This is a genomic window from Bacillus sp. 95MFCvi2.1, from assembly GCF_000374965.1.
GTDB classification, from domain to species: domain Bacteria; phylum Bacillota; class Bacilli; order Bacillales; family Bacillaceae_G; genus Bacillus_A; species Bacillus_A pseudomycoides.
In genome coordinates this window covers 33,942-48,961 of record NZ_KB895703.1, presented here as the reverse complement: position 1 = coordinate 48,961, position 15,020 = coordinate 33,942, and the positions used below count along the sequence as shown (strand labels likewise).

General features: G+C 36.6%; 15 protein-coding genes and 1 riboswitch. Of the genes, 11 read left to right on the top strand and 4 right to left on the bottom strand.

The features are described from left to right. Window positions 1-86: 86 nt before the first annotated feature. Window positions 87-1,319, bottom strand: a complete 1,233-nt coding sequence (locus tag C568_RS0118655; protein ID WP_371388580.1) for a chloride channel protein — start codon at window positions 1,317-1,319, stop codon at window positions 87-89. Between the two features lie 337 nt (window positions 1,320-1,656). Here C568_RS0118655 and C568_RS0118650 point away from each other — a divergent pair, with 337 nt between their 5' ends. The 6 genes from C568_RS0118650 to thrC all read left to right on the top strand — a co-directional run bounded on the left by C568_RS0118650 (window position 1,657) and on the right by thrC (window position 8,064). After that, window positions 1,657-2,277, top strand: a complete 621-nt coding sequence (locus tag C568_RS0118650; RefSeq protein WP_018782409.1) for a DUF975 family protein — start codon at window positions 1,657-1,659, stop codon at window positions 2,275-2,277. Between the two features lie 391 nt (window positions 2,278-2,668). Continuing rightward, entirely contained in the window at window positions 2,669-2,986 is a 318-nt protein-coding gene (locus C568_RS0118645) for a DUF4870 domain-containing protein (protein WP_018782408.1), read from the top strand. 196 nt (window positions 2,987-3,182) lie between these two features. Further along, window positions 3,183-3,287, top strand: a riboswitch (SAM riboswitch). A gap of 91 nt (window positions 3,288-3,378) precedes the next feature. After that, a complete protein-coding gene (locus C568_RS0118640) occupies window positions 3,379-4,677 on the top strand; it encodes a bifunctional O-acetylhomoserine aminocarboxypropyltransferase/cysteine synthase (RefSeq protein ID WP_018782407.1) in 1,299 nt (432 codons plus the stop codon). Next, window positions 4,661-5,566, top strand: a complete 906-nt coding sequence (metA, locus tag C568_RS0118635; RefSeq protein ID WP_018782406.1) for a homoserine O-acetyltransferase MetA — start codon at window positions 4,661-4,663, stop codon at window positions 5,564-5,566. The genes C568_RS0118640 and metA overlap by 17 nt, the downstream gene beginning before the upstream one ends. A 144-nt stretch (window positions 5,567-5,710) precedes the next feature. Then, complete coding sequence (locus C568_RS0118630) at window positions 5,711-7,006, top strand: homoserine dehydrogenase (RefSeq protein WP_003202371.1); 1,296 nt, start codon at window positions 5,711-5,713, stop codon at window positions 7,004-7,006. After that, window positions 7,006-8,064 carry a threonine synthase gene (thrC, locus tag C568_RS0118625; protein ID WP_018782405.1) on the top strand — a complete coding sequence of 353 codons (1,059 nt, stop codon included), beginning with the start codon at window positions 7,006-7,008 and terminating at the stop codon, window positions 8,062-8,064. The genes C568_RS0118630 and thrC overlap by 1 nt, the downstream gene beginning before the upstream one ends. Window positions 8,065-8,099: 35 nt before the next feature. Here thrC and C568_RS0118620 read toward each other — a convergent pair whose 3' ends face one another. Then, on the bottom strand, window positions 8,100-8,714 hold the full coding sequence (locus C568_RS0118620) for a YczE/YyaS/YitT family protein (RefSeq protein WP_026008491.1): 615 nt from the start codon (window positions 8,712-8,714) through the stop codon (window positions 8,100-8,102). Window positions 8,715-8,834: 120 nt separating this feature from the next. Here C568_RS0118620 and C568_RS0118615 point away from each other — a divergent pair, with 120 nt between their 5' ends. From C568_RS0118615 to C568_RS0118595, 5 genes are all read left to right on the top strand, one after another. Then, window positions 8,835-9,812: a LacI family DNA-binding transcriptional regulator gene (locus tag C568_RS0118615; protein ID WP_018782404.1), complete on the top strand. Its 978-nt coding sequence runs from the start codon at window positions 8,835-8,837 to the stop codon at window positions 9,810-9,812. Window positions 9,813-9,893: 81 nt separating this feature from the next. Further along, window positions 9,894-10,706 carry an SGNH/GDSL hydrolase family protein gene (locus C568_RS0118610; protein WP_018782403.1) on the top strand — a complete coding sequence of 271 codons (813 nt, stop codon included), beginning with the start codon at window positions 9,894-9,896 and terminating at the stop codon, window positions 10,704-10,706. Further along, entirely contained in the window at window positions 10,703-11,620 is a 918-nt protein-coding gene (locus C568_RS0118605; protein ID WP_018782402.1) for an ABC transporter ATP-binding protein, read from the top strand. The genes C568_RS0118610 and C568_RS0118605 overlap by 4 nt, the downstream gene beginning before the upstream one ends. Beyond that, on the top strand, window positions 11,613-12,605 hold the full coding sequence (locus tag C568_RS0118600; RefSeq protein WP_018782401.1) for an ABC transporter permease: 993 nt from the start codon (window positions 11,613-11,615) through the stop codon (window positions 12,603-12,605). Before C568_RS0118605 ends, C568_RS0118600 begins: the two co-directional genes overlap by 8 nt. Window positions 12,606-12,624: 19 nt before the next feature. Beyond that, on the top strand, window positions 12,625-13,302 hold the full coding sequence (locus C568_RS0118595) for a uracil-DNA glycosylase (protein ID WP_018782400.1): 678 nt from the start codon (window positions 12,625-12,627) through the stop codon (window positions 13,300-13,302). 41 nt (window positions 13,303-13,343) lie between these two features. Here the strand turns inward: C568_RS0118595 and C568_RS0118590 are convergent, their stop codons facing one another. Continuing rightward, window positions 13,344-13,637 carry a DUF3817 domain-containing protein gene (locus tag C568_RS0118590; RefSeq protein WP_003202389.1) on the bottom strand — a complete coding sequence of 98 codons (294 nt, stop codon included), beginning with the start codon at window positions 13,635-13,637 and terminating at the stop codon, window positions 13,344-13,346. A gap of 378 nt (window positions 13,638-14,015) precedes the next feature. After that, window positions 14,016-14,837 carry a Cof-type HAD-IIB family hydrolase gene (locus C568_RS0118585; RefSeq protein ID WP_003209257.1) on the bottom strand — a complete coding sequence of 274 codons (822 nt, stop codon included), beginning with the start codon at window positions 14,835-14,837 and terminating at the stop codon, window positions 14,016-14,018. Window positions 14,838-15,020 lie beyond the last annotated feature (183 nt).

The following is a 15,020-nucleotide window of genomic DNA, read 5'->3' as shown; positions in this document are numbered from 1 at the left end:
TTTTGAGGTTTTAAGGAAAATTTTATCATTTTAACCGAGAAGACCCCCTCCTCTAAACGAAGTGAAGGTGGGGGTAGTTCAATTTACTATTCGATATTTGCGCTAGTCGCTTGTTTATTCTCACTATTGTTAGGAAGTGGAAATAAATTTCCAATCATTGCAGCTCCAAGCATCGGTAATAATAAATTAATTGGGAAAAACATAAGTAATAGCACTGTAATAGCGATTGGTTTTCGTAATGCATAGCTTGAAATGGCTGTCGTCACGATAGCTACAGAAGCAATTGGATCTAGCGGTATGACAGTGGCCATAGCATATCCAATACTTGCTCCAGCAAATATAATCGGAAAAATGTGTCCTCCACGCCAACCTGTATTTAAACAAACTGCCGTTATACATAATTTTAAAACACCTGAAAGAAACAGCACCCCAAATGATAATTCTGTCCACTCATTCACTAATTCTTTTAATTGGTGTTCTCCTGAAAACATAGTATATGGGAGGAAAGTTCCGGCAATCCCTAAAATAATGCCACCTATAATCCCTAATGTTAGTTTATATTCTTGAAAAGGATGTACTACTTTTTCCAATGTATGTTCTACCTTGAAGTAAAAATAGCCTATACTAGCACCTATACAAGCAAGAGGTAGAAAGGCAACCCATTCATGAAGCGCAAAAGATCCTTCTCCAAAATTAACAATAAAAGATCCTCGATTATCAAATTTACTAAGCAATAAATAAACAGAAAAACCAGCCAAAGTAGTAGCGACATATACGATAGCTTTTTTCCCTTTGGAAACTTCAGCAAGTCGTTCATTCTCATTTTCACTTGGAGCTAAGTAACCGAATAACGGTGCATTAAAAATAACACTTAAAGTAGCGCCGATTCCAATTTCTGTTAGTCCCTGCATTCCTTTTACAGCAAAATGAAAGCGATCGCCAACCCATGTACAAAGCCCGCCTATAATCCCGACAAGTGCTGCTTCGGGCCCTAAGCTTGCTCCAAATACTAAAACAATAATAGCTGTTAATGTAGCTTGATGTACAAAACGGTATTCAATCCTACCTGTTTTCTTATATTCAGCCATTACCTCTGGCATTAAACGTGGGTATGTACCAAAGTACTTTTGTGATAGTCCAATAAGAAAACCACCGATTATTGTTACACAAATTGTGTAATAAGATGGTAATGCAAATTCTTTGGGTAAATATTCCCAAACGAAATGAATTCCAGCATTGGTGACAACTAAAAATAACCAGACTGTGGCACCAACGATAGAACCTAGAAATATACCGTACACGATGAGTAAATAGTGCATATTTCTCCTAATAGTCAATTTTTATGCCTCCTCTATTTATACGTTATTATGAAAAGTTAGGGATTTTGATACGAAAATAATTGAGTAAGTAATTGAATATGCATATTATCTTTTTAAAGAAATACTTATTCAACATATATTATAAACATCATTAGTATTATTTCTTTTAAAGAAGCAAAATACAAGTGATGTTTAAAGCTTTTGATTTCATCGAAATGATACTGCTCATATCATGTACGGAAATAAATATAAATTGTCTAAAATGCTATTGTAATCCCTACGAGAATTGTATACTAGTATAAGTTAAAATACGCATTAGATTTAGGAGGTTTCTTGTTTGATTCGTGATTTGAAAGAACAAGCGCTTGATGAGCTTGATGAAAGATGGGGATTAGCAGTAGGAGTTACTACATTGTTCTTTATATTCCCTTTCGTATGGTCTTGGAGCTGGAGTAAAGTAATAGGATCGTTTATGATGGATATTATTGTCATGCTAATGGTTGGGCCCTTAACTTTAGGTGCTTACTATCTTGCCTTAAATACAGTTCGTGACAAGACAGTTGGGATTGGGCAATTATTTAAATGGTGTAAAGGGTTAAATAAGCTTATTAAATCAATTTTAATATATTTACTAATGGATATCTATATTACTTTATGGACATTGCTATTTATCATTCCAGGGATTGTTAAAATTTTCTCTTACACTATGACATTTTTTATTTTAAATGATCATCCGGAATTTTCAATGAACCAAGCTATTACGGAAAGTCGTCGTATGATGAACGGACATAAGATGGATTATTTCTTAATATGTTTAAGTTTTATTGGCTGGTTTATACTAAGTATCCTTACTTTAGGAATCGGTTTCTTATGGTTGATTCCATATTTTTATACTACAAAAGCAGCGTTTTATGAGAAAGTTTCAACAGACTATTATAAAAGAAAATCTTATGTTTAAAAACAACAAAGCATAAATGTTAATGGTTCATGCTTGTTGTTCTTTATAAGCATTTTATAAATTGTTATACCATTGAACGACTTGTGACCTCTTACTTTAACGATTGTGTTATGGTATATGATCTATATATCACTTACAGTAGATGCTTTACACGCAAAATAAGCAAATATTTCATAAATACGAAAATGGCCAAGGGTTCTTTCAAAAAATCCTTGGCCCTTAATTTTTTTAGAATATCACGTGCATGATATCAAGCAGTAGGCTTACCAAATTACCATTATAGAATTTTACAAAACTGTCATGTTGTTGTAAGGTCTAGCGATAGTAAAAGAATAGATTTCCCTACATAATAAAGGTATAACAACAAACACAATTTCATGAGGTGATACATATGAATGGAAATAAAGTTTTATCTTCTTTTTCATACTGGAGTGTTCTTTTTGCCACTGTCTTATTCCCGCCAATTGTTTGGATTCTCGGAGATCATGAAACAAAAGGTCATGCGAAACGAGCTCTATGGACACATCTTATTCCAGGAATTACTACTTTTATAGGAATTGTAGTATTGGGAATTATGGATGTCGGTTTTAAGCAACCAGGTACAACAATGGCTATTGGCGCAATGATTATGGTATGTATTTGCGGCCTAATTAGTCTATACTTTTTTATTTGGAATATTGTAAAAGGGATTCGAGTAATTAGAGCATAACCTCTAGGGTATCTACTATTCTTCGTATTCATCATTGTAATGCTTATTTAAGCTTACCTTGAGGACAAGGGGATATTTCCCTTGTTTCTTTAAATTCGAATTTTGATAATAAACAGTTATTAAAATCTTTTGTAAATATTCAGAAAAATAATTGACATTAGGAAATTATTGCTATAAAATCAACGGTAATTGCATAGTCTTATCAAGAAAAGGTGGAGGGACAGGCCCTATGAAACCTTGGCAACAGCCGTGTAACGGAATTGTGCCAAATCCTGCAGGTAATAACCCTGAGAGATAAGAAAGAAACTTTAGAGCGTGTTTTCAAACTGCTTCTTTCTTGTTCGGGAAAGAAGCAGTTTTTTTATTTTCTATAAAAGAAAGGAGAATAAGGAATGGGAGAATCATGGGGAAAAGGAACCATTTGTGTGCAAGGTGGTTATACACCGAAGAATGGTGAACCACGTGTTTTACCACTTTATCAAAGTACGACGTATAAATACGATACGTCCGATGATTTAGCAGCGCTCTTTAATTTAGAGGCAGAGGGCTATATTTATACGCGTATTGGGAATCCGACACTAGCAGCATTTGAACAAAAGTTAACAGAGTTAGAAGGCGGAGCCGGAGCTGTTGCGACAGCCTCTGGTCAAGCGGCTATTATGCTTGCTGTTTTAAATATTTGTGGCAGTGGTGATCATTTGCTTTGTTCTTCAACCGTTTATGGGGGAACCTTTAACCTGTTTGGAGTAAGTTTGCGTAAGCTTGGTATTGATGTAACATTCTTTAATCCGAATTTAACTGCTGATGAGATTGTGGCACTTGCAACTGAAAAAACAAAGCTGATTTATGCAGAGTCCCTTGGAAATCCAGCGATGAATGTTTTAAATTTTAAAGAGTTTTCAAACGCGGCAAAAGAACTGGAAGTACCGTTTATCGTGGATAATACTTTGGCGACACCATATTTATGCCAAGCGTTTGAGCATGGCGCAAATATTGTTGTTCATTCTACAACGAAATATATTGATGGTCATGCGAGTTCATTAGGTGGAATTGTCATTGATGGAGGAAATTTTGATTGGACAAATGGAAAATATCCTGAGCTTGTCGAACCAGATCCAAGTTATCATGGCGTAAGTTATGTGCAGAATTTTGGCCAGGCGGCATATATTGTGAAAGCTCGTGTTCAACTATTAAGAGACTATGGAAACTGTATGAGCCCATTCAATGCGTATATTAGCAACATCGGTTTAGAAACATTACATTTACGAATGGAGCGTCATAGTGAAAATGCTCTTGCAGTTGCGAAGTGGCTTGCTAACCATGATCGTATTGAATGGGTGAATTATCCGGGATTAGAAAGTAATGGGAATTATCCGCTAGCGCAAAAGTACTTAGCAAAAGGTGCAAGTGGTGTTTTAACATTTGGTATTAAAGGAGGACTAGAATCTGCGAAAGAGTTCATTGCAAATGTGAAGCTGGCAACTCTTGTGACACACGTTGCAGATGCAAGAACATGTGTGATTCATCCCGCTAGTACAACGCACAGACAGTTAAATGAAGAAGAGCAACGTTTAGCAGGTGTTACATCTGATTTAATTCGCTTATCAGTCGGTATCGAGGATGTTTCTGATATTATTGCGGACCTAGAGGAAGCATTAGTTGGAGGCAAAGCGCATGCCGATCATTGTTGATAAGGAGTTACCAGCCCGTAAAATATTGCAAAAAGAAAATATTTTTGTGATGACAAAAGAGCGAGCTGAAACACAAGATATACGTGCTCTAAAAATTGCAATTTTGAACTTAATGCCAACAAAACAAGAAACAGAAGCGCAATTGCTCAGGTTACTCGGTAATACACCACTTCAACTGGATGTGCATTTGCTTCATATGGAGTCTCATATATCCCGTAATGTAGCGCAAGACCATTTAACAAGTTTTTATAAAACATTTCGCGATATTGAGGGAGACAAATTTGATGGTCTCATTATTACAGGGGCCCCAATTGAAACACTTCCTTTTGAAGATGTAGATTATTGGGAAGAACTTGGACGCATAATGGACTATTCAAAAACGAATGTAACATCTACATTGCATATTTGTTGGGGAGCACAAGCGGGTCTGTATTATCACTATGGAATTCCGAAATACTCGCTTGAAGAAAAGATGTTTGGGGTATTCGAGCATGAAGTGCATGAGCAGCATGTGAAATTGTTACAAGGATTCGATGAGCTCTTTTTTGCACCACATTCACGCCATACGGAAGTACGCGCAGCTGATATTGAAAAAGTACTAGAGTTGACATTACTAGCAACATCAGAAGAAGCAGGTGTCCACCTTGTTATGGGGCAAGATGGAAAGCATATTTTTGTTCTTGGTCATAGCGAATATAGCTGCGATACGTTAAAACAAGAATATGAACGCGATAAACAAAGAGGGCTAGATATTAAGGTTCCCAAAAACTATTTTAAACATAATAATCCAGCTGAAAAGCCACTTATAAGATGGCGGAGTCATGGAAACTTATTATTTTCAAATTGGTTAAATTATTATGTGTATCAAGAAACCCCTTATATTTTGTAAGCTGATCATTATATAACACGTGGCAACGTTTTCTTTACACGGATTACTTTGTATTTTTCCGAATGTTCAAAATATATTGTTTTTCAGAATCTTAACTTATATAATGGCATCTAAATACAATTCTTTAGAGGGGTGGACAGTATCATGAATGAAATTCAAGTGGGCTTATTAGGCCTTGGAACGGTTGGCAGCGGTGTGGTTCGTATTATTACGAATCATCAAGATCGTCTTATGCACCAAGTTGGTTGCCCAGTGAAAGTAACAAAAGTATTAGTGCAAAATATTGAAAAAGAGAGAGAGGTCCAAGTACCCTCTACCTTATTAACGAAAAATGCAAATGAAATTATAGATAATCCTGATATTGATGTTGTCATTGAAGTGATGGGTGGCATAGAGGAAGCGAAAGCATATATTTTACAAGCTTTGAAAAATGGTAAACATGTTGTTACTGCTAATAAAGATTTAATGGCATTGCACGGAGCAGAATTACTGACGGTGGCAAAGGAAAATCAAGCTGACTTATTTTACGAGGCGAGCGTAGCTGGAGGGATTCCAATTCTGCGCAGCATTGTAGAAGGACTTTCTTCGGATCTTATTACGAAAGTGATGGGAATCGTGAACGGAACAACAAACTTTATTCTGACAAAAATGTCTGACGAGGGGAGAGCATATGACGACGTGTTAAAAGAAGCGCAGCAGCTTGGATTTGCGGAAGCAGATCCAACATCAGACGTTGAAGGTTTAGATGCAGCAAGGAAAATGACGATTTTAGCTACTCTAGGTTTTTCTACAAATGTAGAGCTTGGAGATGTGAAGGTGAAAGGGATTACTTCCATTACTGAGGAAGATATCGCATATAGTAAAAGCTTAGGATATACAATTAAATTAATTGGACTGGCGAAGCGTGATGGTGAAAAGTTAGAGGTAACAGTTGAGCCAACATTACTTCCGAATACACACCCTCTTGCAGCTGTTCAAAATGAATATAACGCCGTATATGTATATGGTGAAGCGGTAGGAGAAACAATGTTTTATGGACCTGGTGCAGGAAGTTTACCGACAGCGACAGCGGTTGTTTCTGATTTAGTTGCGGTAATGCAAAATGTGCGCCTTGGTGTAACTGGGAATAGTGCAGTTTCTCCGCAGTATGAAAAGGTATTAAAAGAGCCAGATGAAATTTTTGTGAAGAAGTTTTTACGCCTACATGTAAAAGATGAAATTGGTGTGTTTGCAAAAATTACATCTTTATTCTCTGAACGCGGTGTTAGCTTTGAAAAAATTATTCAAATGCCACTCGGGGAGAAAGGAAAAGCTGAGATTGTTATCGTAACACATCGTGCATCACTTGCAGACTATGAATATATTTTACATACATTGGGGACATACGAAGAAATAGATTGTGTGAAAGCAAACTATCGAATCGAAGGAGATGCTAGGTAATGTGGAAAGGTTTGCTTGCTGAGTATAAGGAGTTTTTACCTATTACGGAAAAGACACCTCCCTTAACATTGCATGAAGGTAATACACCACTTATTTTACTAGAAAACCTTTCAAAGCGGTGGGGCGTAACAATTTACGGGAAAATAGAGGGGGCAAATCCAAGCGGATCGTTTAAGGATCGCGGTATGGTAATGGCGGTAGCAAAAGCAAAAGAAGCAGGGAGCGGATCGATTATCTGTGCATCTACAGGTAATACGTCTGCATCTGCAGCAGCTTATGCAGCTAGGGCAGGACTGTTGTGCATCGTTATTATTCCAAATGGGAAGATTGCATACGGTAAATTAGCGCAAGCTGTCATGTATGGTGCTGAGATTATAAGTATTGATGGGAATTTCGATCATGCTTTGCAAATTGTACGTAAGCTTAGCGAATCATCACCAATTACACTTGTAAATTCTGTTAATCCATACCGAATTGAAGGGCAAAAAACAGCTGCATTTGAGATTTGTGATGCGCTTGGGAAGGCGCCGGATATTTTAGCAATTCCAGTTGGTAATGCAGGCAATATTACAGCGTATTGGAAAGGTTTCAAAGAGTATCACGAAAGACTTGGTACGGGTTTACCAGAGATGCGCGGCTTTGAGGCTGAAGGAGCAGCGGCGATTGTGCACGGACATAAAATTGAAGAGCCAGAAACAATCGCAACAGCAATTCGAATTGGAAATCCCGCAAGTTGGGAGCAAGCCGCCCTAACTGCAGAACAATCTCGAGGTAAAATTGACGAAGTAACAGATCGTGAAATTCTTGAAGCGTATGAATGGCTAGCCAAGTATGAAGGAATCTTTGCAGAACCGGCTTCATGTGCTTCTCTTGCAGGTGTTTATAAACAATTGCAAAGCGGGGAAATTACAAAAGGAAGCCAAATTGTAGCGGTATTAACAGGTAACGGTTTGAAGGATCCAAATATCGCCATTGATACGAAGGGAATTCAACCAGTCGTGTTACAAAATGATGAGAAGGTTGTCTTTGATTATATTCAGGGAGCTGTCTTTCGGTAAAATAGATGAAAAAAGCCTATTGTAGCGTTATTCGCTCAATAGGCTTTTTTCATGTGGAGGATTTTTGTACCAATCTGAATAAATGCTTGAATGATCCAGCCTGTTGTAAAGGAAAGGATAATTGTTCCGAAGTAAATAGGCCCATCTAATAAGAAACTGAGTGTCAAAAATAGCAAAGCTAATGAAATTTCTGTTCTGCGAAACGTCCATTTTTTCTTTTCAGACATTGTTAAGACAAAGGCCTCTTGTGGTGCTGCACATAATTGTGTGGAGACATAAATTCCAATTCCAGCGCCAACAAATAGATTTCCGCACACAAGTGTTATATATTTTGGAAGAGAGCGGATTGAATCCATAATGATAGTAATAGAACCAATCCAATCAACAAAAACAGAAATAAGAACCATAGTAACAATTGTTCCGATTGTAATATGCTTCTTATTCAAAAATAGCACAATAAGTGTAAAGGCGAAGTTAATCATAAAAATCCAAAAGCCAATACTTACTCCAAAGTTTTGATATAGCGCAATAAAAAACGAATCATAAGGACTAAGGCCAAATGAAGTAATAGTTGTCATCATGTTAATTCCAAGAGATAGGATGAGTAGTCCGCTAATAAAAAATATATAGTCTAGTTTTAGACGTATCATATGTTTCAAATCCTTTCTGAATGTATTTGCTAGAAAAGGATATATTGTGGAAAGCTTACCAGGTCAAGAAAGAATTTTTTGATGAGGTTTATTTAAATGATGGGAAGGGGAGGAAATAAGATGACAAATATAAAAAAGATTGCGGAAATTGCCGGTGTATCAGTGTCAACGGTTTCACGTGTATTAAATAATCATCCGTATGTAAGTGATAAAAAGAGGCAGGAAATTTTAGCAATCATTGAAGAGCTAAATTACACCCAAAATGTGAATGCGATTCATTTAGTAAGAGGAAAGACGAATGTGATAGGTGTTATTTTGCCGCATGTAAATGATCAATATTACAGTGCAATTATTGAGGGGATTTCTAAAGAAACGGCCAAAAAAAATTATAATATGATGCTCTGTCAGACGAACTATAGTGCCGAAAAAGAACTTGAAATTTTGCATATGTTAAAAATGAAGAAGCTTGATGGTGTAATTATATGCTCGAGAATGAATGGCTGCAAAACAATAGAAGAATATACAAATTTTGGTCCGATTGTAACATGTGAAGAAATAGAATCTAAGTGTATTTCTAGCGTACATATTGATCACTATAAGGTGTTTTCGCAGGGGATGAAATACGTAATAGAAAACGGACACGCCCACATTGGATATTGTATTGGCAGAAGTCATAGCGTAAATAGTCAAAAACGAAAACAAGCTTATGAGGAAGCGCTTCAGGAGATTTCTATAGAATCTCGAGAAGAATGGAAGTTTACAGAGCATTTTACAGTAGAGGATGGTCGTGAAGTGATAAGAGCGTGGATTAACATGTCTGTGAAACCAACAGCATTTCTCGTTTCTTGTAATCCAATCGCAGCAGGTATGGTAACGGAAGCAAAAAAACAAGGAATTCGTATTCCTGAAGATCTTGCAATTATTGGGTGCGATGACCAAGAGGTGGCTGATGTGTTAGGAATTACAACAATTGCTCATTCTAGTAAAGTAGTTGGTGCGAAAGCATTTGAAATATTATATGAGAAGATAGAGGATGAAAAAATAGATGTGAAGAACATTGAACTTTTACCACAATTGACCCTTCGTGAAACTACATAATGCATAAAGTATGAAAATCGCTTTTCGAAAAGGCGTTTGGTATAATTAGGGACAATCTATGAGGCTAAAAGGGGTTTTGACATGAGATCCAAATTAGTAAAAGGAATTTTACTCATTACAATTGCATCTTTTTGTTTATTTGCATATGGTTTTATTTCGGGGATTAATGATGTATTAAATCCGAAAGCTTCAAATTTAACTATGAAGACAGCACAAAAACAAGTAAAGGGGAAACAGCACCCTGGAACATTACAAGTTGTCAGTTTAGGCGATTCTTTAACGCGTGGCGTTGGAGATAAAGAAGGAATTGGCTATGTGGGACGAGTGAAAGAAAGTTTGCAGAAGGACTACAAACAAAAGGTAGCGTTAACGAATTTAGCTGTTAGTGGTGCGAAAATGCCGGATTTGTTGAAACAAATAGCAAGTAGTGGTGCACAGTACTCAATTAAGCAAGCGGATCTTATCATTTTAACAATTGGAGGAAATGACTTATTTCCAGGATGGGAATCACTTGGAAAGATAGATCTAGAAACATATCGCCCTAATACAGAAACATTTCAAAATCAGGCAAAACAAGTTTTAACAGAAATTCGAAAGCTAAATCCAGATAGCCCGATTTTCTGGCTCGGTTTATACAATCCTTTTGAGGATGTTGAAGATTTAAAAGGTTCTTCATCCATTGTTGTAGATTGGAATGCATCTTTAGAGAAGTTAGCAATAGATAATAAAAATGTATATATAACGCCAACGTTTGATCTGTTTCAAAACCGAGGGAAAGAATTATTATACTCAGATCATTTTCATCCGAATGAAATTGGCTACTCATATATGGCGAATCGCTTATTACAAGGCGTTGTAAGTAAGCTGAAGCTAAATGAAGGAGGGGCGAAATGACGACGGTACTTTCAGTACGAAATGTGAAAAAGGTCATTGGGAAAAAGACGCTTGTTGAAAACATTTCATTTGATGTGAACCAAGGAGAAGTGTTTGGATTTTTAGGACCAAATGGAGCAGGGAAAACAACAACAATTCGGATGCTAGTTGGTCTTATTAAAGCGACTGAAGGTACGATTTCTATTGGTGGTTATAATATTAAAGAGAACTTTCGAGAAGCGATGCGGCAAATTGGTAGCATCGTGGAAAATCCAGAGCTCTATACATATTTAACAGGGTGGGAAAATTTAAAGCAATTTGCACGTATGCTTGGCGGTATATCAGATGAACGTATTTTAGAAATTGCGAAAATGGTTCATTTAGATGAACGTATTCACGATAAAGTGAAAACGTATTCTCTGGGTATGAAACAACGCCTTGGAATCGCGCAGGCTCTTCTTGGAAACCCGAAACTCCTTATACTAGATGAACCAACAAATGGCCTAGATCCAGCTGGTATAAGAGAGATGAGGGAGTTTATACATAAGCTTGTGAAAGAAGAAAACATGAGTGTCTTTATTTCGAGTCACTTACTAAGTGAAGTACAAATGATATGTGATCGTGTCGCTATTATTCACAAGGGAAAAATGATTACAGTTGCACCTATTGAAGAGTTGATTAAAACTGCGAGCGATCGTGTTGAATGGATTGTTACACCGATTTCCCGAGCATTAGAACTTTTAAAAACTTCAAAAGAAGTTAGGGAAATTAGCATAGATGATGAACGTTTATTGTGCCGAATGGATATTAATACAATTAGTGCTTGGAATAAACGCTTTGTAGAAAACGGAATAGATGTACATAGTGTGAAGGAGCTTGTATTTACACTAGAAGATTTATTTATTGAACTCACAGGGAGTGAGAAACATGCGTGAATTTGCGAATCTTGTTTTAAATGAATCAGAAAAAATCTATCGAAAGAAACGTATTGTTGTCGTCATGCTCATATTGGCAATCTTAATTCCTTTGTTTGTTTATGCACAGTATCGTGAAGTGCAGACAACGCAAAAACGCCTTGGTACGAGCGATTGGAAGGTAGCACTTCAGCAGCAAATTGTTGATTCGCAAAATCGTTTAAATAATTCTAGGTTGCCAGAAGAATGGCGGGATTGGCTGAAAGTACGAGTGGAGCAGCAACAATATTATTTAGATCATGATATTAATCCAACAGCACCAGGAGCACCAACGTTTGTACGAGCATTCATTGAACAAGGAATTACATTGTTTATTCCGCTACTTGTAATGATTGTTGCAATTGACATTGTATCGGGAGAACGAAGTGATGGAACGATGAAAATGCTTCTAACACGGCCCATTCGACGCTTTAAAATTCTTCTCAGTAAATATGTGACGATGTTGTTATTTATCTCACTTATATTGCTCTTGGTGGGGATTTTCTCCTATGTATTATCGGGCGTTGTTTTCGGATATGCCGGGTGGAATTTACCGGTACTGACGGGTTTTGGAATTGATAAAGAAACATTGAATACAAATTTTGTCCACCTCATTCCGCAGTGGCAATATATTTTAATGGCATATGGATTAGCTTGGTTTGTTGCGATTGTTGTGGGAACCATATCCTTTATGGTTTCTGTGTTAATTCGTAATACACCAGCTGGTATGGGAGTCATGCTAGCGGCGTTAATTGCAGGTGGTATCTTAAGTTCCTTCGCAACGTCTTGGGAAGGGGCAAAATATATTTTTAGCGTAAATTTATCGCTCACAGATTATTTATCAGGGAAGTTACCGGCATTGCAAGGTCTATCGATGAGCTTTTCATTGATGAATTTAACAGCTTGGGCTGTAGTTTCTCTTATCATTTCATTTGTCGTATTTACGAAGCAAGACATGGTCAATTAAATGAATAGGAAGTGAAGAGATGGAACATATTTTAAAGAATGATTGGGAGCCGTTACTTGCACCAGAATTCGAGAAACCATATTATCAAAAACTAAGACAGTTTTTAAAAGAAGAATATAGTACCCATGTCATATATCCGAAAGCTAATGATATTTTTAATGCACTACATTATACAAGTTATAAGGATACAAAGGTTGTTATTTTAGGACAAGATCCATATCATGGACCAGATCAAGCGTATGGATTAAGTTTTTCTGTGCAACCTGGCGTGAAAACACCACCATCACTGCAAAATATGTACAAAGAATTGCATGCAGATCTTGGTTGTGAAATTCCGAATAACGGTTATTTAGTGAAATGGGCAGAGCAAGGCGTATTATTACTTAATGCGGTGTTAACTGTGAGACAAGGAGAAGCAAATTCTCATAAGGGAAAAGGATGGGAGCATTTCACAGATCGTGTTATTGAACTGTTAAATGAACGTGAAAAACCTTTAATTTTCATATTGTGGGGGCGCCATGCACAAGCAAAGAAAAAACTGATTACAAACTCGAATCATCATATTATTGAATCTGTACATCCAAGTCCTTTATCAGCAAGACGAGGTTTCTTTGGCAGCAAGCCGTTTTCAAAAGTAAATGACCTCTTATCTAGTATGGATGAGAAAAAAATTGATTGGCAAATTCCAAATCTATAAAAAAGGTAGCTAACAGTCATTCTGTTAGCTACCTTTTTTAATCACTGCGGTTCATTTTTTAATTTTGCATCTAGTACAAATGTACCAAATGGGATAACGGAAGCAATCAACGCACCTAAAGCCCATAAGATAGACTTACGATGTACGATTGTTACTTGAATCACGGCAAAGATGAATAATATAAATAGAACGCCATGAGCCATACCTGTAATTTTAACTGCTGTTGCAAACCCCGCAAAGTATTTTAACGGCATCGCTACAAATAATAGTAGTAGAAAGGAAATCCCTTCGACTAATCCAATTGCTCTTAATCTTCCGATTGGTGTAGATAACATAAAAGTGCCTCCTTAAACATGCGCTTGTATATAGTAAATTTGTATTCTTATTCCAAATAAAATAGTATGTTTTGTTTCATTATATACAAAAACAAAGTTTACACTACGAGAATGTTGTAAAGTTCGAAATATCTTCACAAAGCTACGTACATTTAAATAAAAACCCATTTGAAGTATTTGACTTCAAATGGGTTTTGTGAATGCATCTATATAAGTACAAAAAACCTTTCCTTTTAGATGAGAGAGAGCATCCGTCCATGCATAGAAGCGGTTAGGTCCTTTTTTAGCCCCATGCCCCAAGTTAAAAAAAGGGGGGAAATGAGTGCAGGTCACCTTTTGTTTTCAAAGCAGTAACTTGTATGTTGAAAAATTTATATATTAAACAAGAACTTCGGTTTTTAGCACAAATTTCTCTACAACTTTAGCAACGCCATCATTCATATTCGTGTCTGTTACGTAGTTTGCAATTTCTTTAATGTCATCTGGAGCATTGCCCATCGCAACACCAAGGCCAGCGAACTCGATCATTGTTTGATCGTTGTAGCTATCGCCCATTGCGATTACTTCCTCACGCTTAATACCAAGTTTTTGAATCAATTGATTTAAGCTTGTTCCTTTTGTTACACCAGCTTCTGTGAACTCTAAGAAGTATGGTTTTGAACGCATTACACTTAGTTTGCCTTCTAGTTGTTTTTGAAGTTTTTTCTCTACTTCTACAAGGCGTTCAGCTTCTTTATTCATTAATACTTTTACAACAGGTTCTTGTACAGCAGTGATAAAGCTGTCTACTTCAATAATTGACATGCCTGTAAGAGTTCCTTCAATTTCTGTATATGGATTATTTTCTTCCGTTATAATATCATCGCCCATATACGTATGAATCCAAACATCTTCTTCTTTACTAATTTCATATAGATTGTGAACGATTTCAGGAGATAGTGTACTGCTGAATAATTCTTCATCCGTTTTACAATTAATAATTTTTGCACCATTAAACGATAAGATGAAGCTTCCATATTCTTCTAGACGAAGCTCCTTTGCAATATGACGCATACCAAATGTTGGACGGCCAGAAGCAAGCACAACTTTTACACCTTGTTCTTGAGCAGTCATTAAGGCCTGTTTTGTACGTTCTGAAATCGTATGGTCATCACGTAGTAAAGTATCATCTAAATCTAAAACAATCATTTTATAAGACATATAGAAAGTTCCTTTCTTTGTTGAAAGTTGATATTGTTAGAAATTCGTTCTAGCAAAACGATGAGGATTAAATAGTAAGACATCGAACCTCTTTAAAGGTACATAAATTGAAAAAAAGATAGAAACCCTTCCTTTTTAGATGGAAGAGAGCATCCGCCCATGCATAGAAGCGGTCGGATCCTT